At 68.3% G+C, this 16,367-nt stretch carries 13 protein-coding genes; 12 read left to right on the forward strand and 1 reads right to left on the reverse strand.

Annotated features, from left to right (window positions below; translation table 11 throughout):
* Positions 1 to 104: 104 nt before the first annotated feature.
* Positions 105 to 2,525: a penicillin-binding protein 1A gene (locus IAE58_RS05755; RefSeq protein ID WP_199932918.1), complete on the reverse strand. Its 2,421-nt coding sequence runs from the start codon at positions 2,523 to 2,525 to the stop codon at positions 105 to 107.
* Positions 2,526 to 2,744: 219 nt separating this feature from the next.
* On the opposite strand from IAE58_RS05755, the gene IAE58_RS05760 reads away from it, so the two are divergent.
* From IAE58_RS05760 to IAE58_RS05815, 12 genes are all read left to right on the forward strand, one after another.
* A complete protein-coding gene (locus IAE58_RS05760; RefSeq protein ID WP_108754021.1) occupies positions 2,745 to 3,803 on the forward strand; it encodes a pilus assembly protein PilM in 1,059 nt (352 codons plus the stop codon).
* The gene (locus IAE58_RS05765) at positions 3,803 to 4,705 is read left to right on the forward strand and encodes a PilN domain-containing protein (RefSeq protein ID WP_199932917.1); all 903 of its coding nucleotides are present in this window, start codon (positions 3,803 to 3,805) and stop codon (positions 4,703 to 4,705) included. The genes IAE58_RS05760 and IAE58_RS05765 overlap by 1 nt, the downstream gene beginning before the upstream one ends.
* Positions 4,702 to 5,367, forward strand: a complete 666-nt coding sequence (gene pilO, locus IAE58_RS05770; RefSeq protein WP_108757055.1) for a type 4a pilus biogenesis protein PilO — start codon at positions 4,702 to 4,704, stop codon at positions 5,365 to 5,367. Before IAE58_RS05765 ends, pilO begins: the two co-directional genes overlap by 4 nt.
* On the forward strand, positions 5,364 to 5,900 hold the full coding sequence (locus IAE58_RS05775) for a pilus assembly protein PilP (RefSeq protein WP_199911376.1): 537 nt from the start codon (positions 5,364 to 5,366) through the stop codon (positions 5,898 to 5,900). Before pilO ends, IAE58_RS05775 begins: the two co-directional genes overlap by 4 nt.
* A 21-nt stretch (positions 5,901 to 5,921) precedes the next feature.
* Positions 5,922 to 7,898 carry a type IV pilus secretin PilQ family protein gene (locus IAE58_RS05780; RefSeq protein WP_199932916.1) on the forward strand — a complete coding sequence of 659 codons (1,977 nt, stop codon included), beginning with the start codon at positions 5,922 to 5,924 and terminating at the stop codon, positions 7,896 to 7,898.
* Between the two features lie 163 nt (positions 7,899 to 8,061).
* On the forward strand, positions 8,062 to 9,087 hold the full coding sequence (locus tag IAE58_RS05785; RefSeq protein ID WP_199932915.1) for a MoxR family ATPase: 1,026 nt from the start codon (positions 8,062 to 8,064) through the stop codon (positions 9,085 to 9,087).
* Positions 9,088 to 9,095: 8 nt separating this feature from the next.
* Positions 9,096 to 10,010 (forward strand): DUF58 domain-containing protein, encoded by a 915-nt coding sequence (locus IAE58_RS05790; RefSeq protein ID WP_233614726.1) that lies wholly within the window; start codon positions 9,096 to 9,098, stop codon positions 10,008 to 10,010.
* Positions 10,007 to 10,456: a DUF4381 family protein gene (locus tag IAE58_RS05795; protein ID WP_199932914.1), complete on the forward strand. Its 450-nt coding sequence runs from the start codon at positions 10,007 to 10,009 to the stop codon at positions 10,454 to 10,456. The genes IAE58_RS05790 and IAE58_RS05795 overlap by 4 nt, the downstream gene beginning before the upstream one ends.
* The gene (locus tag IAE58_RS05800) at positions 10,453 to 11,457 is read left to right on the forward strand and encodes a VWA domain-containing protein (protein ID WP_199932913.1); all 1,005 of its coding nucleotides are present in this window, start codon (positions 10,453 to 10,455) and stop codon (positions 11,455 to 11,457) included. Before IAE58_RS05795 ends, IAE58_RS05800 begins: the two co-directional genes overlap by 4 nt.
* Positions 11,454 to 13,268, forward strand: coding sequence for a VWA domain-containing protein (locus IAE58_RS05805; RefSeq protein WP_199932912.1), 1,815 nt, complete (start codon positions 11,454 to 11,456; stop codon positions 13,266 to 13,268). Before IAE58_RS05800 ends, IAE58_RS05805 begins: the two co-directional genes overlap by 4 nt.
* A complete protein-coding gene (locus IAE58_RS05810) occupies positions 13,265 to 14,965 on the forward strand; it encodes a BatD family protein (RefSeq protein WP_199932911.1) in 1,701 nt (566 codons plus the stop codon). Before IAE58_RS05805 ends, IAE58_RS05810 begins: the two co-directional genes overlap by 4 nt.
* 57 nt (positions 14,966 to 15,022) lie before the next feature.
* Positions 15,023 to 16,342, forward strand: a complete 1,320-nt coding sequence (locus IAE58_RS05815; RefSeq protein WP_108750951.1) for a dicarboxylate/amino acid:cation symporter — start codon at positions 15,023 to 15,025, stop codon at positions 16,340 to 16,342.
* Positions 16,343 to 16,367 lie beyond the last annotated feature (25 nt).

Raw genomic sequence — 16,367 nt, forward strand, 5'->3', positions numbered from 1 at the left:
CGTGCTTGGTCGGCACTTGCTCTGGTAGGTGCCGACCTTGGTCGGCACGAAGCTACCGGGCTGTGGAAGGGCCAACCAACGGTTGGCCCCCACCCATGCGGGCCTTAGAAGATATCAAACGCGGCGGCGTCGGCCTGCGGGGTGTTCTGCAGGTTGAGGTCGTAGTCGGTCAGGCGGTCCATGTCTTCCACCTTCACCCACTCGGTGGCGCCGTTCAACGTGGTCTGCACCATGCCCGCCGGCGGTTCGTTCTGGGCGATCGGGGTGTCCTTCAGCGCAACGCGCATGTAGTCGATCCAGATCGGCAGGGCGGCCTTGCCGCCGTACTCGCGGTAGCCCAGCGAACGGAAGTCGTCGCGGCCCACCCAGACGGTGGTGGCATACGGACCGCCGAAGCCGGAGAACCAGGCGTCGCGGTGGTCGTTGGTGGAACCGGTCTTGCCACCCACGTCCTCACGTCCCAGCACCTTCGCGGCGGTGCCGGTGCCGCGCTGCACGACGTCGCGCATCATCGACACCAGCTGGTAGGCGGTACGGGCATCGATCGCGCGCGGGGCGGTGCGGGCATCCGGGTTGGCCGGCGCGGCCGGGGTTTCGGTGGCCGCCTTGGCGGCAGCGGTCGGGTCCACCTTCGGGGCCGGGGCGCCGAAGTTGAAGCCATCCACCACCTGGTTCACCGGCTGGTCGCTGCTGCCGGCGCACTCGCGGCAGGCCAGCGCCGGGTTTTCCTTGAACACCAGGTTGCCGTCGCGGTCGTTCACCTGGTCGATCAACCAGGTGTCCACGCGCGAGCCGCCGTTGGCGAACACGGCATAGCCACGGGCCACCGACAGCGGGGTGAGCGAGGCGGTACCCAGCGACATCGACAGGTTCGGCGGCAGCTCCGATTCGGCGAAGCCAAACTCGCTGATGTACTTGCGTGCGTAGTCCACGCCCATGCCGTCCAGCAGGCGCACCGACACCAGGTTGCGCGACTGCACCAGCGCTTCACGCAGGCGCATCGGGCCGCGGAAACCGCCACCGTCGTTCTGCGGCGCCCAGGTCTTGCCGCGGCGGTCGCGGAACACCACCGGGGCGTCCAGCACGATCGAGGCCGGGTTGTAGCCCTTGTCGAAGGCGGCGGCATAGACGAACGGCTTGAAGCTGGAACCGGGCTGGCGGCGGGCCTGGGTGGCACGGTTGAACTTGTTGCCCGAGAAGCTGAAGCCACCCACCAGCGCCTTCAGCGCGCCGCTGTGGGCGTCCAGCGAGACCAGGGCGGATTGGCCGCGCGGAATCTGGTCCAGCAGCCACTCGCCTTCCTTGGCCCCGGCACGCACGCGCACGATGTCACCGCGCTGCACCAGCTTGCCGGGGGTCTTGTTGGTCCACTTGGCGGCACCGGCCGGCAGCACGATCTCGCTGCGGTTGGCCAGCACCACCGTGGCGCTGCCATCGGCGCCGGTGCTGGCCACGATGGCCGGCAGCAGGCCGGCCTGGCCGTACATGCCGCGCAGGTGCTCGGCCAGGGCCGCGGCATCGTCGCCGGCGCCCAGCGTCACCTGCTTTTCCACGCCGTGCCAGCCGTGGCGGTGGTCGTACAGCAGCAGGCCGTCACGCACGGCCAGGTTGGCCGCGGTCTGCAGGGTGGCATCGATGGTGGTGGTGACGTGGTACCCCTTGTTGACCACGTCGCCGCCGAAGCGGGCGATCATTTCCTGGCGCACCAGCTCGGCCACGTAGGGCGCTTCCACCTGCACCGGCGGTTCGTGCGCGGTGGCATGCATCGGCACGGCCTTGGCTGCATCGGCCTCGGCCTGGGTGACGAACTTCAGGTCTGCCATGCGCTGCAGCACGTAGTTGTCGCGGCGCTGGCGGGCGCGTTCCGGGTTGGAGATCGGGTTGCCCGAGGAGGGGAACTTGGGGATGCCGGCCAGCGAGGCCATTTCATCCAGGTCCAGCTCGTTCAGCTTCTTGCCGTAGTAGAACTCGGCCGCGGCGGCTACGCCGTAGGCGCGGTTGCCGAAGAAGCTCTTGTTCAGGTACAGCTCGAAGATCTCGTCCTTGCTCAGCTCCGACTCGATCTTGCGGGCCAGAAGGATCTCGGCCAGCTTGCGGGTGTAGCTGTATTCGGAACTGAGGAAGAACTGGCGGGCCACCTGCTGGGTGATGGTGGAACCACCGGGCACGCGCTTGTCGTTGGTGGTGGCCAGCAGCCACACCGCACGGCCGATGCCTTTGTAGTCAACGCCCCCGTGTTCATAGAAGCGGGCGTCTTCGGTGGCCAGGAAGGCCTTCTTCAGCTTGTCCGGCACGTCCTTCATGGTGATGGGGGTGCGCCGGGTCTCGCCGAACACCGCCATCAGCTTGCCATCGGCAGCGTAGACGTACATCGGCTCCTGCATTTCCACGTCGCGCAGGGTCTGCACGTCGGGAAGCTTGGAGGACACGGCGTAGTACAGGCCGCCCACGGCGGCCGCTCCGACCAGCGCCAGGACCAGTACAACAAGGAAGATCCAGCGCAGCCAGCGGCGGAGTCGAGTCATCGGGTTCAGATTCCGATTGCGAATTTCGTGGTCGCAGAGTATAGATTACGCACGGTGGCGGCTGGGGTCGCTACCAGGGGACGCAACGACAAACGCCAGGGGCTGCATCGTGAACCTGTGAGGGACTTCACAGCAGGGTGGTTGCCATTTGCTAAGAATACGTTATTAATGCGCGGACACAGTTCTTGTGTCCAAGTGCCCGTCGGCAGGGGAGAAACCGTGGGGCTTATCCCAAAAAGTCAGTCGCCACTCATAGGCGTCGACATCAGTTCGACTGCGGTGAAGCTCTTGCAGCTTTCCCGCAGCGGTAGCCGTTTCCGCGTGGAACATTACGCCGTGGAACCTCTTCCGCCGAATGCGGTGGTGGAGAAGAACATCGTCGAAGTGGAGGCCGTGGGTGAGGCCATCCGCCGCGCGATGAACCGCTCCGGCAGCAAGGCCAAGCTGGCCGCGGCTGCCGTGGCCGGCTCGGCGGTGATCACCAAGGTGATCCCGATGCCCGCCGATCTGGACGAAAACGACATGGAAGCCCAGATCGAGCTGGAAGCGGTCAACTACATTCCGTACCCGATCGAGGAAGTGAACCTGGACTTCGAGGTGATCGGGGCGATCCCGAACAACCCGGAAATGGTCCAGGTGCTGCTGGCCGCGTCGCGTTCGGAAAACGTGGAACTGCGCCAGTCGGCGCTGGAACTGGGCGGCCTGCAGGCCAAGGTGATGGACGTGGAGGCCTTCGCGGTCGAGAACGCCTTCGCCCTGGTGGCCAGCGAACTGCCGGTGTCCAGCGATGGCGTGGTGGCCCTGGTGGACATCGGCGCGACCATGACCACCCTGAACGTCCTGCGCGGTGGCCGCAGCCTGTACAGCCGCGAACAGGTGTTTGGCGGCAAGCAGCTGACCGACGAGATCATGCGCCGCTACGGCCTGAGCTACGAGGAAGCCGGTCTGGCCAAGCGCCAGGGCGGGCTGCCGGAAAGCTACGAAATGGAAGTGCTGGAACCGTTCAAGGAAGCCACGGTGCAGCAGATCAGCCGCTTGCTGCAGTTCTTCTACGCAGGCAGCGAATTCAACCGGGTTGATCACATCGTGCTGGCCGGCGGCTGCGCTGCGCTGGCCGGCCTGCCGGAAATGGTCGAAGAACAGCTGGGCGTGCCGACCGTGGTCGCCAACCCGCTGGCACAGATGACCCTGGGCCCGAAGGTGCAGGCCCAGGCGCTGGCCCAGGATGCCCCGGCGCTGATGATCGCCACCGGTCTGGCACTGAGGAGCTTCGACTGATGGCACGCATCAATCTATTGCCCTGGCGCGCCGAACGGCGCAAGCAACGCCAGCGCGAGTTCGGGGTCATGCTGGGCATGGCCGCACTCGGCGGTGTGCTGCTGTCGCTGCTGGTGTGGTTCTACTACGACATGCAGGTGAGCGGCCAGATGGACCGCAATGCCTACCTGCAGGCCGAGATCACCAAGGTGAAGGCGCAGAACGCCGAGATCGACCGTCTGGACGAGCAGAAGAACCGTCTGCTGGCCCGCAAGGCGGTGATCGAACAGCTGCAGGCCAAGCGCTCGCAGATGGTTCACCTGTTCGACGCCCTGGTCCGCACCATTCCCGATGGCGTGGTGCTGACCGCCCTGCAGCAGGATGGCGACACCCTCACCCTGGAAGGCCGCACGCAGTCCAATGCGCGCGTGTCCGCCTACATGCGCAACCTGGAAGTGTCCGGCTGGATGACCAACCCGGAACTGTCGATCATCAAGGCCAGCGAGCCTGAGAAAGACAAGGACGCCGCACCGGTGGGTCCGGTGGCTGACATCAAGGCCCTGCCGTATGTGTTCAAGGTGACGGTGAAGCTGCCGGCACAGAGCGAGGAGTCGACCACTCCGGGCCTGAACGCCGACGGTAGCGTGGCAACTGGCGCACCGGCTGCACCCACCGTGGCCCCGCTCAGTGCGGGCCCGGATGCCGCCGCACCGGCTGCTCCGGCCGCACCGGGCGCAGCCCCGGCGCCGGCCAATGCACCGGCCCCGGGCAACGCACCGGCACCTGCACCGCAGGCCCCGGCCGCACCGGCCACCCCCGCAGCGCAACCGGCACCGCCGGCCGCCGCACCGAAGAACGAGGGTAGCCGCCTGGCCCAGCCGCCGCAGGCCTTCCGTGCCCTGCCGCAGGGGGACCGCGCATGAGCAAGAAAGTCGAACTGAAGAACCTGGATTTCAACGACATCGGCAACTGGCCGCGCAACGCCAAGATTGTCTTCTGCTCGCTGATCGCCCTGGTCATCATCTTCGTGCTGTGGATGTTGCTGATCAGCGGCAAGCGCGAAGAGCTGCAGACCCTGGAAAGCCAGGAAACCACCCTGCGCCAGGAATTCACCAAGGAACAGGAACGCGCGGTCAACCTGGAACCGCTGAAGCAGCAGCTGGCACAGATGGAACAGGTGCTGCAGCAGATGCTGCGCCAGCTGCCCAGCAAGACCGAGATGCCCGATCTGATCATCGACATCTCGCAGACCGCGCTGTCCAGCGGCCTGGCCAACCAGCTGTTCGAGCCGGAAGAAGAGCAGGTCAAGGAGTTCTACGCCGAAAAGCCGATCAAGCTGAGCATGGTGGGCAGCTACCACCAGTTCGGTGCGTTCGTCAGTGGCGTGGCCTCGCTGCCGCGCGTGGTCATCCTGACCATGCACGACATCAACCTGAAGCCGGCCGACAAGACCAACGGCAACATCCGCGCCGGTGCGCTGGTGCTGTCCGGTACGGTCAAGACCTACCGTTACCTGGATGAAACCGAGGTGGCGGAACAGCAGAAGGCTGAAGCAGGCGAAGCAGGCAAGGAGGCGCAGAAGTGATCCGTTCCTTCATTGCACGCGGTGGCATGGCGATGGCGGTACTGCTGCTGGCCGCCTGCGGCCGCGGTGTGACCAGCACGCCGGGCGATGCCCCCAACCTTGAGAAGTGGGTCGAGAGCGAACGCGCCCGACCGGCGCAGCCGCTGGAGCCGCTGCCCGTCATGCAGCAGTTCGAGACCTTCGAATATTCCGCGCAGGGCATGCGCGATCCGTTCACCGATGCCTGGACCAATCCGCAGCAGGGGACTGGCGGATTGCGCCCGGATCCGAACCGGCGCAAGGAACCCCTGGAAGGGTTCCCGCTGGATGCACTGGACATGGTCGGCACCATCGGCACCGGCGGCGGTACCGTCGCGCTGGTGATGGGGCCGGACAAGGTGACTTACCGGGTACGCCCGGGCGGTTACCTGGGGCAGAGCGACGGGCGGGTCACCGCGGTCTTCGAAGACCGCGTGGAGCTGATCGAACTGGTGCCGGATGGCGCGGGTGGCTGGCTGGAACGTCCGGCTACGCTCGCGCTGGAAGATCAATGATCGTTTACTGGGGATAGCACGATGACTTTTCACCAAGCCAAGGGGCTGCGACCCATCCGGCGCTCCACCTTGAACCGCATCAGCGCGCTGGGAGTCGCGTTGATGCTGGCCTGCGCTCCGGCGCTGGCTGCCGCACCGGCTGCAAAGCCGGCCAGCACCACCGTCGCTGCACCGGCCACCGCGCCGGCCAGCCTGGCGGTGTCGCGCATCGACTTCAAGCGCGGTGACGACGGCAGCGGCCGCCTGATTGTGCAGTTCGACGGCCAGGGCGCCATCCCGGATCTGCGCACGCAGGACAACAGCGTGATCGTGGATGTGGGCAACGCACGCCTGCCGGCGAACCTGCAGAAGCCGATGAACGTGACCGACTTCGCCACGCCGGTGCAGCGCATCGACGCCAAGCCGTCCGGTGCCGGCACCCAGCTGGTGCTCAGCACCGGCGGTGCGGTCGAATCGCTGGCCTACCAGAGCGGCAACGAATACGTGGTCGAGATCACCCCGCGCAAGGCTCCGGCCGCGGTGGGTGCGGTCAGTGCCGGCAGCGTCAGCCAGGCCGCCAAGGGCGTGCCGCAGCGCGGCTACAGCGGCAAGCCGGTCACCTTCAACTTCCAGGACGTGCCGGTGCGCACCGTGCTGCAGTTGATCGCCGAAGAATCCAACCTGAACGTGGTGGCCTCCGATTCGGTGCAGGGCAACGTGACCCTGCGCCTGGTCAACGTGCCGTGGGACCAGGCACTGGACATCGTGCTGCGTGCCAAGGGCCTGGACAAGCGTCGCGACGGCAGCGTGATCTGGGTTGCGCCGCAGGCCGAACTGGCCAAGTTCGAGCAGGAAAAGGAAGACGCGCGCATTGCGATCGAGAACCGCGAAGACCTGGTGACCGATTATGTGCAGATCAACTACCACAGCGCCACGCAGATCTTCAAAGCGCTGACCGAAGCCAAGGGCATCGGCGGCGGCGGTAGTGGTGGCCAGGGTGGTGGCGGCAGCGGTTCGTCGTCGCAGGAAGAGAGCGGTTTCCTGTCCTCGCGCGGCCGCATCGTGGCCGACGAGCGCACCAACACGCTGATGATCAGCGACATTCCGAAGAAGATCGCGCGTATGCGTGAGCTGATCGGGGTGATCGACCGCCCGGTCGACCAGGTGTTGATCGAAAGCCGCATCGTGATCGCCACCGATACCTTCGCCCGCGAACTGGGTGCGAAGTTCGGCATCAGCGGCAGCCGCGACAACGTGTACTTCAGTGGTGATCTGGATTCGAACCTGGCGACCCGCAACTCGCAGGTCGACGCCAATGCCACCAACTCCAAGGCCGAGCGCGACTGGATCGCCGGTGGCCGTGTCGGCCCGGCGCCGGTGCCGATCAGCTCGTCCATCACCCGCGGCCTGAACTGGAACCTGCCGGTGGCCTCCACCAGCAACCCCGGTTCGCTGGCCCTGTCGATCCTCAACGCCGGCTACCTGCTGGACGTGGAACTGTCGGCCATGCAGGAAGAGTCGCGTGGTGAAGTCATTTCCAACCCGCGCGTGGTCACCACCAACCAGCGCGAAGCCCTGATCAAGCAGGGTAAGGAAATCGGCTACGTCACCATCAGCGGTGGTGGTGTCGGTGCTGCAGCCACGCCGAACGTGCAGTTCAAGGAAGTGGTGCTGGAGCTGAAGGTCACCCCGACCATCACCGACGACAACCGCGTGTTCCTGAACATGGCGGTGAAGAAGGACGAGGTCGAAAGCTACATCGTGCTGGAAGGCTACGGCCAGGTGCCGAACATCAACCGTCGCGAGGTCAACACCGCCGTGCTGGTGGAAGACGGCCAGACCGTGGTGATCGGCGGCGTGTACGAGTTCACCGACCGCAACAGCGTCAGCAAGGTGCCGTTCCTGGGTGACGTGCCCTTCCTGGGCAATCTGTTCAAGAAGCGCGGCCGCAACAAGGACAAGGCCGAACTGCTGGTGTTCGTGACCCCGAAGGTGCTGCGCGTAGCCAAGCGCAGCTGATCGGTGCCACCGGATGTACGAGAGGGGCCGCCATGTGCGGCCCCTTTTCGTTGTGGATCCACGCCCTGCGCGCACGGCCATTCATCCATCCTTGATCCAATCCCCGGACCAGCCTGCGATGATGTGGGGAACCCGTGCCGTCCTGCGCCGGTCAAAGGCCCCCATGAACCTGCCACCGCCGATGCCCGAATCCATCTCCCCGCCCCCTGCGCCGGCCACCTCGCGGCTGCATGCCGCCTTCACCGCCCTGCGCGATGCGCTGTCGGCGGAGATCGTCGGCCAGGCCACACTGGTTGAGCGGCTGTTGATCGCGCTGTTGGCTGACGGCCATCTGCTGGTGGAAGGCGCGCCCGGCCTGGCCAAGACCACCGCCATCCGCGCGCTGGCCGCACGCCTGGAAACCGAGTTCGCGCGCGTGCAGTTCACCCCCGACCTGCTGCCGGCCGACCTGACCGGCACCGAGATCTGGCGCCCGCAGGAAGGCCGTTTCGAATTCGTGCCCGGTCCGATCTTCCATCCCATCCTGCTGGCCGACGAGATCAACCGTGCCCCGGCCAAGGTGCAGTCGGCGCTGCTGGAAGCCATGGGCGAACGCCAGGTGACCGTCGGCCGGCACACCTATGCGCTGCCGTCGCTGTTCCTGGTCATGGCCACGCAGAACCCGATCGAGCAGGAAGGCACCTTCCCGCTGCCGGAAGCGCAGCTGGACCGTTTCCTGATGCACGTGCGCATCGGTTACCCCGACCAGGCCGCCGAAGCGGAGATCCTGCGTCTGGCGCGCGAACGTGCGCGCGGCGCGCTGGGTGAAGCGGCGCCGGCGCCGGACAAGCTGCCAATGCAGGATGTCTTTGATGCGCGCCGGCAAGTGCTGGACCTGCACATGGCGCCGGCATTGGAACGCTACCTGGTGGAACTGGTGCTGGCCTCGCGCGATCCCGGCCGCTACGACCCTGCATTGGGCCGTCGCATCGCCTGGGGCGCCAGCCCGCGCGGGTCCATCGCCCTGGAACGTTGCGCGCGTGCGCGCGCCTGGCTGGCCGGTCGCGATTTCGTCACCCCCGACGACGTGCGGGCAGTGGCTGCCGACGTACTGCGGCACCGGGTGCTGCCCAGCTATGAAGCCACCGCCGAAGGCTGGGACGGCGAGCGCCTGGTGCAGGAGCTGCTGGCCCGCGTGCCCGCGCCCTGAGTCCGCGCATGACCGATCTTCCCATGCCCAGCGCCGGTGACGGCCTGCGACCGCAGTTGGCCGAACTGGTGGCCCTGCGTGGTCTGGCGCAGCGCCCGCCGGCACCGCGGCGCGGTCGCACCGGTCTTGCTGGGCAGGCACCGTCGCCGCTGCGTGGCCGTGGCATGGAATACGCCGAATCGCGCGAGTACGTGGCCGGCGATGACGCGCGCCATATCGACTGGCGGGTGACCGCGCGCAGCGGGCGCGCACATACCAAGCTGTTCCAGGCCGAGCGCGAACGGGTCACGCTGATCGTGGCCGACACCGCGCCGGCCCTGTATTTCGGCACCCGCGTGCGCTTCAAGTCGGTGCAGGCGGCGCGCGCCGGCGCCATTGCGGCCTGGTCGGCGCAACGCCGTGGCGACCGCATCGGGGCACTGCGCGGCAGCGACCTTGAGCCGCCGGTGACCCCCGCTGGCGGCCCGCGCGGCGTGCTGCGCGTGCTCGACGCGCTTACCCGCTGGTACGCGCAGCCGCCGGCCGACGATCTTGGCCTGGAGCGCGCGCTGGATCACGCCAGCCGCGTGCTGCGCCCCGGTGCGCGGCTGTTGGTGCTGGCCGATCCGCAGCAGGCCCTGCGCATCGCCCCTGCGCGCTGGTGCGCGTTGGCGCAACACCACGACGTGACGCTGCTGCTGCTGGTGGATCCGCTGGAGCTGCAGCCTCCCTCGGCCGCCCTGCAGTTCCTGTCGCCACAGCAGCGGGTGAGCCTGGACCTGCGCCGCAGCGATGTGCAGGCGCACTGGCACGCCCATTTCGTCGCGCCGGTGGACGCGCTGCGACGGCAGCTGGTGGCGCGCCGCATCGATGTGCAGCTGCTCTCTACCGATGCCGCCAGCGATGCCTGGTTGGCGCCGGCCGCCACCGAGGTGCCGGCATGAGCGCCGCGCTGCCACTGCGCGATGTCGCACTGCCGCCCGCACCGGCCTGGTGGCCGCCTGCGCCGGGTTGGTTGATGGTGATCGCCGCCGTGGTGCTGGTGCTGGCGGTCATCGTGGTGATCGCGGTCCTGCGTCGGCGTCGCCGCCAGCGTTGGTTGCGTGGGTTCGACCAGGAGCTGCGCGCCGCCGGCACCGGTCCGGCCGAGCTGGCCGCGATTGCCGGTCTGCTGCGGCGTGCGGCACGCCAGGCGCAACCGGGCAGCGAAGCGCTCCAGGATGCGGCCTGGTGGGCGCGCATCGATCCGCAGAACGCCTTGCCCGATGCGCAGCGCACCCTGCTGGCCGAAGGCCCGTACCGCCCGCAGATAGAGACCACGCAACTGGACGGCATTCGCGCGTGGGCGCGACAGCGCTATCTGCAGCTGCTGCAGGAGCGCCGCCGATGAACCTGCTGGCCTCCTACTGGCCCTGGCCGGACCTGCAGCTGGCCTGGCCGCTGGCACTGCTGGCACTGCCGCTGCCGCTGTCGATGCAGTTCTGGCCGCGCCGCGCATTGCCGGGCGCGGCGCTGCGCGTGCCGTATGCCGCCGCCGAACTGCAGGCCCTGGCTGGTGGTGGGCGGGTGGATGCCGCGTGGCTGCGCACCCTGCTGCTGTGGCTGGGCTGGGCCGCGCTGTGCGTGGCGATAGCCCGCCCGCAGCAGCTGGGCGAAGCCATCACGCCGCCGCAGCAGGGCCGGCAGATGATGCTGGCCATGGACGTATCGGGCAGCATGAGCGAACCGGACATGGTGCTGGGCCCGCAGGCGGTGGAACGCCTGACCGCGGCCAAGGCGGTGCTGGCCGACTTCCTCGACCGCCGTGCCGGCGACCGCGTAGGCCTGCTGGTGTTCGGCGACCGCGCGTACACGCTTACGCCCATCACTGCCGACCTGGCCAGCGTGCGCGACCAGTTGCGCGACAGCGTGGTCGGCCTGGCCGGGCGTGAAACGGCCATCGGCGATGCCATCGCACTGGCCGTCAAACGCCTGCGCGCGCAGCCGGAAGGACAGCGGGTACTGATCCTGCTGACCGACGGTGTCAGCAATGCCGGCGTGCTGGAACCGCTGCGCGCCGCCGAACTGGCCAAGGCCGAAGGCGTGCGGGTACACACCGTAGCCTTCGGTGGCGACGGCAGCATGCGCCTGTTCGGCATTCCCATCGCCGCCGATCGTGACCCGGTGGACGAGGCCACGCTGCGGCGGATCGCCGAGCAGACTGGCGGCCGCTTCTTCCGTGCGCGCGATACCGACGAACTGGTGGGCATCTATGCCGAACTGGACCGGCTGGAGCCGATCGCCGGCAAGGGCCCGAGCACGCGCCCGCGCGACGAACGCTACGCCTGGCCGCTGGCACTGGCGCTGTTGCTGGGTTCGCTGGCCTGGCTGTGGCCGGAGCGCCGCCGATGATCGCCCTGTCGCTGGCCCTGCAGGATTGGAACGCGTTGCATTTCCTGCGGCCTGATTGGCTGTGGGCGTTGCTGGCGCTGCCGGTGATCATCGCCTTCGCCCTGTGGCGGCAGCGCCGCAGCGAGGGCTGGCGGCAGGCGGTGGACGCGCACCTGCTGCCACACCTGCTGGCGGCTGAAGGGCGCCGACGGCTGCGGTTGCCGTGGGCGATCGCGTTGGGCTGGGCGCTGGCTGTGCTGGCCCTGGCCGGGCCCAGTTGGCGGCAACAGGCGCAGCCCTTGTTCCAGTCCAGCGCGCCCTTGGTGGTGGTGCTGGATCTGTCCAGCCGCATCACCGCGACCGACCTGCCGCCGTCGCGCCTGCTGCAGGCACGGGCCAAGATCGGCGCTCTGCTGCGGGCGCGTCAGGGCGGGCAGGTGGGCCTGGTGGTCTACGCCGACGATGCCTATACGGTGGCGCCGTTGACCGACGATGTGGCCAACGTGGCGCTGTACCTGGATGCGCTGGCGCCGGATGTGATGCCACGCGATGGCCAGCGTGCCGACCGCGGTATCGATTGGGCCACGCAGTTGCTGCGGCAGACCGGTGCGCTGCGCGGGCGCATCCTGCTGATCAGCGACCAGGCCAACGGCGAAGCAGCATTGGCCGCGGCGCAGGCGCGCGCACTCGGCCTGCAGGTGTCCGTGCTGGGCCTGGGCACGCCCGCCGGTGCCGCTTACCGCGACAGCAGCGGCCAGATCGCGCAGGCCGCGTTGGACGAAACCGGGCTGCGCGCAGTGGCCACGGCCGGCGGCGGTCGCTACCAGCGCATTGCCGCCGATGATCGTGACCTGCAGGCGCTGGATGTGCTGGACGGCAGCGGTGCGCAGGCGCAGGCGCGTCCCGGCCAGAGCCGGCAGTGGCAGGATGAAGGCTACTGGCTGCTGCCGCCGGTGATGCTGCTGGCACTGCTGGCGTTCCGTCGCCGCGCACTGCTGGCCGCCGTGCTGGCCATGGGCCTGTTGCCGCTGAGCGGGCAGGTGCAGGCCGCGCCGGGTACCGCGCCCACCCGCGCAGAGCACGGCACGCTTTGGCAACGCGGCGACCAGCGCGAACACGAGCGCCTGGCCGAAGGCGTGCAGGCGTACCACAACGGCGATTTCGCGGCGGCCCGACAGAAATTCGAAGGCATCGACAGCGATGCCGGGTGGTACAACCTGGGTAACGCGCTGGCACGCCAGGGCGACTATGACGGTGCCATCGCCGCCTATGACAAGGCGCTGGCCAAGCACCCGGGCATGGCCGATGCCGTGGCCAACCGCGCGGTGGTCGATGCCGCGCGCAAGCGCAAGCCGCCAGCGGGCAAGAACGAAGGGCAGGGCAAGCAGCCGCCGAAGTCGCAGAACCCATCGCAGCAGCCCAAGCCGTCGCAGGGCCAGCAGGGTCAACAAGGCCAGCAGGGTCAACAAGGGCAGCAGGGTCAACAAGGGCAACAAGGCCAACCGCAACGTCCGCAGGACGGCAAGCCGGGTGAGCAGCAGGACGGTTCGGGCGCGGTCGATTCGCAGCAGCCACCGCAGTCCGCCGACGCCAAGGCGCAGGCGCAGGCCGATGCCCAGCAGCGCCAGCGCATGCAGCAGTCCCTGCAGCAGGCGCAGCGCGCCGACCAGGCTGGCAAGGTGGCCGCACGCAGCGACGGTCGCACCCCGCAGCAGCGCGAGGAACAACAGGCCGTGGAAGCGTGGATGCGTCGCGTTCCCGATGATCCGGGGGCGCTGCTGCGCACCAAGTTCCAGTTGGAAAACGAACGTAGAAAGAGGGAAGGGCGATGAAGCGCAGGGCACGCGTGCATGAACGTTGGGCGTTGCCGGCGCTGGCCCTGTGGCTGTTGTGGCTGCCGCTGGCCGCGATGGCACAGACCCGTGCGTGGCTGGAACCGGACACCATCGCCGCCGGCGACTCTGTCACCCTGAATGTGGAAACCGACCAGGGCACGCCGGACTACACGCCGCTGAACGTCGATTTCGCGCTGGGCGCACAGAGCAGCAGCCGCCAGGTGCAGTGGAGCAATGGCGGCATGCAGCGCCGCGATGTGTACACGGTGCTGCTGACGCCGCGCCGCACCGGCGTGCTGCAGGTGCCCTCACTGCAGGTCGGCGCCGCACGTACGGTGCCGCTCACCCTGCAGGTGAATGCCGCGGCGGTGGCGACGGCGCAGACCAATGCCGTCGCCTTCGTCGAAACCGAGGTGGACGATGACACACCCTACGTGCAGCAGAGCGTAGGCGTGGTGGTGCGGCTGTACTTCGCCTCGCAGCTGGCCTCGGGCGAGCTGGTGCTCGACACACCGCAGGGCGCATCGCTGCAGCGGGTGGGCGAGGACCGTACCGACGTGCGGCAGATCAATGGTCGTCGCTACAACGTGGTTGAACGGCGCTTCCTGCTCATTCCCGAACGCAGCGGTGCGCTGCGCCTGCCGGGCGCACGCTTCAGTGGCCGCAGTGCCGGCGGTTTCTTCGACGATTTCTTCGGCAACGGGGGCGATGGCCGCATGAATGCCGTCGCGCCCGAGCGCACCCTGCAGGTGCGCGAGCAACCGGCGCAGGCGCCGCAGCCCTGGCTGCCGCTGCACGGCCTGCAGCTGCGCTATACCAGTGCGCCGACCACCGCGCGTACCGGCGAGGCCGCCACCGTTGTCGTTGAAGCGGTGGCCAACGGGGCCACGCGCGCGCAGTTCACCGACCTGCCAGTGCCCGACCTGGGCGATGCCGCGCAGGTGTTCGCCGAACCGGCGCAATACGATGAAACCTTCACCGGCAGCACGCCGCGGCTGAAGTTCACCCGGCGCTATTCGATCGTGCCGCGCACGCCGGGCGAGCTGGTCGTGCCCGGGCCCAGCGTGGCCTGGTGGAACGTGGACAGTGGCACGGCGCAGCAGGCGCGCCTGCCCGAACTGCGCCTGGCGGTCAGCGCCGGGCGTGGCGGGGTGCCTGCACCGCAGCCGATCGACACGCAATCGGCCCTGCCCGGCCAGGATGCGACCCCGGCGACCCAGACGGCCCTGGCCGCGACGGCGCGCGCGGTGCCGGCATGGCCGTGGGTGGCCGCCGTGGTGGGGCTGGTCGTGCTGTGGCTGCTGACCCTGCTGTGGGGCTGGCGGCGTGGCCGCCGGGCAGCGGCGCCTGCCGGTGCCGCGGCGGGCACGACGGCGTCCGCGGTCCGCCGCGGTGGCGGCAGCACCGCCGACCTTCGCCGCGCTCTGGATGCCGACGGATTCGACCAAGTAGAAGCACAGCTATGCGCGATGGCCGGGGTGGAGCGTCTGGAGCAGGTGATCGAATGCCTGGCCGACACCGAGCAGCGCCAGGTGCTGCGCGACCTGCAGCAGGCGCGCTGGGGCGGGCAGGGCGAAATGGGTGCGCTGCGGGCGCGCCTGCGGGTGGCCTTCCGTGACGGACCGCACTGGTCGGCCCCGCACGCGGCCGGCGACACTGGCCTGGCGCCGCTGTACCCCACGCGGCAACCCTGAACCAGCGCGGCCTGCGCGCTTTGTTAGAGTAGATTCATTTTTCGAGGAACCCCGCATATGACAGCAGCTGCTGCCGGCAAGAAGAAGTTGCCCCTGCACTGGAAGATGGGCATCGGCTTCGCGATCGGCCTGGTCCTGGGACTGATCGTGCACGCCCTGGGTGGCAGCGTGGAAGGCCTGCAGACCGGCGCCAAATGGGTGATGGACTACATCACCACGCCCGCCTCGGGCCTGTTCCTCAACCTGATCTTCATGCTGATCGTGCCGCTGATCTTCTCGGCACTCATCATGGGTGTGTCGGAAATGGGCGATATCCGCGCCCTCGGCCGCATCGGCTGGAAGACCCTGGCCTACACCGTGCTGCTGTCCGGCATTGCCGTGGGCATCGGCCTGGTGCTGGTGAACGTGCTCAAGCCCGGCGCCGGCGTGGACCCGCAGACCGCCGCGCTGATGCTTTCGGAAAACGCCGAGCGCAGCAAGGAAATCGTGGCCGGCATCCATGGCACGCCCAAGGGCATGGACATGCTGCTGTCGATCGTGCCCAGCAACGTGCTGCAGGCCGCATCGGACAACGGCGCCATCCTGTCGCTGATGTTCTTCGCACTGATGTTCGGCATCGGCATGGTGCTGACCGACGATGAGAAGGTTGCGCCGCTGCGCCGCGCCATCGAGGGCGTGTTCGAAATCTCGATGACCCTGATCAACCTGGTCATCCGCCTGGCCCCGTACGCGGTGGCCTGCTTCATGTTCAACCTGGCCGCACTGTTCGGCTTCGAGCTGATCATCCGCCTTGGCGCCTACGTGGGCGTGGTGGTGCTGGCCCTGGGCCTGCACATGGTGGTGACCTACGGTACCGCCGTGTGGCTGTCGGGCCGTTCGCCGCTGTCGTTCTTCCGCGATACCCAGGAAGCGACGGTGATGGCCTTCTCCACCGCCTCCAGCAACGCGACCCTGCCCACCGCCCTGCGCGTGGCCGACCAGATGGGCCTGCCGCAGCGCGTGTCGCGCTTCGTGCTGACCGTGGGCGCCACCGCCAACCAGAACGGCACCGCGCTGTTCGAGGGCGTGACGGTCATCTTCCTGGCCCAGTTCTTCGGCGTGGACCTGAGCATCGGCCAGCAGATCATGGTCATGGCCGTGTGCATCCTGGGCGGCATCGGTACGGCCGGCGTGCCGTCCGGCTCGCTGCCGGTGGTGGCCATGATCTGTGCCATGGTCGGGGTGAACCCGCTGGGCATCGGCCTGATCCTGGGCGTGAACCACTTCCTGGATATGTGCCGCACCGCCCTGAACGTGACCGGCGACCTGGCCCTGACCACCTTGGTGGCCAAGGGCGAAGCGCACGATGGCCCGGAGCCGGCTGCGCCGCGCGATTGAACGCGCCCTGAATGCCATGGATACT

The sequence above is a fragment of the Stenotrophomonas sp. S49 genome (genome assembly GCF_016624905.1).
Lineage (GTDB): Bacteria > Pseudomonadota > Gammaproteobacteria > Xanthomonadales > Xanthomonadaceae > Stenotrophomonas.

What these genes read in the sequence shown, in the direction of transcription:
- IAE58_RS05815 (WP_108750951.1), top strand. Translation starts at nt 15,023, where the DNA reads ATGACAGCAGCTGCTGCCGGCAAGAAGAAGTTGCCCCTGCACTGGAAG.
- IAE58_RS05780 (WP_199932916.1), top strand. Translation starts at nt 5,922, where the DNA reads ATGACTTTTCACCAAGCCAAGGGGCTGCGACCCATCCGGCGCTCCACC.
- IAE58_RS05785 (WP_199932915.1), top strand. Translation starts at nt 8,062, where the DNA reads ATGAACCTGCCACCGCCGATGCCCGAATCCATCTCCCCGCCCCCTGCG.
- IAE58_RS05765 (WP_199932917.1), top strand. Translation starts at nt 3,803, where the DNA reads ATGGCACGCATCAATCTATTGCCCTGGCGCGCCGAACGGCGCAAGCAA.
- IAE58_RS05810 (WP_199932911.1), top strand. Translation starts at nt 13,265, where the DNA reads ATGAAGCGCAGGGCACGCGTGCATGAACGTTGGGCGTTGCCGGCGCTG.
- IAE58_RS05800 (WP_199932913.1), top strand. Translation starts at nt 10,453, where the DNA reads ATGAACCTGCTGGCCTCCTACTGGCCCTGGCCGGACCTGCAGCTGGCC.
- IAE58_RS05790 (WP_233614726.1), top strand. Translation starts at nt 9,096, where the DNA reads ATGACCGATCTTCCCATGCCCAGCGCCGGTGACGGCCTGCGACCGCAG.
- IAE58_RS05755 (WP_199932918.1), bottom strand. Translation starts at nt 2,525, where the DNA reads ATGACTCGACTCCGCCGCTGGCTGCGCTGGATCTTCCTTGTTGTACTG.
- IAE58_RS05795 (WP_199932914.1), top strand. Translation starts at nt 10,007, where the DNA reads ATGAGCGCCGCGCTGCCACTGCGCGATGTCGCACTGCCGCCCGCACCG.
- pilO (WP_108757055.1), top strand. Translation starts at nt 4,702, where the DNA reads ATGAGCAAGAAAGTCGAACTGAAGAACCTGGATTTCAACGACATCGGC.
- IAE58_RS05805 (WP_199932912.1), top strand. Translation starts at nt 11,454, where the DNA reads ATGATCGCCCTGTCGCTGGCCCTGCAGGATTGGAACGCGTTGCATTTC.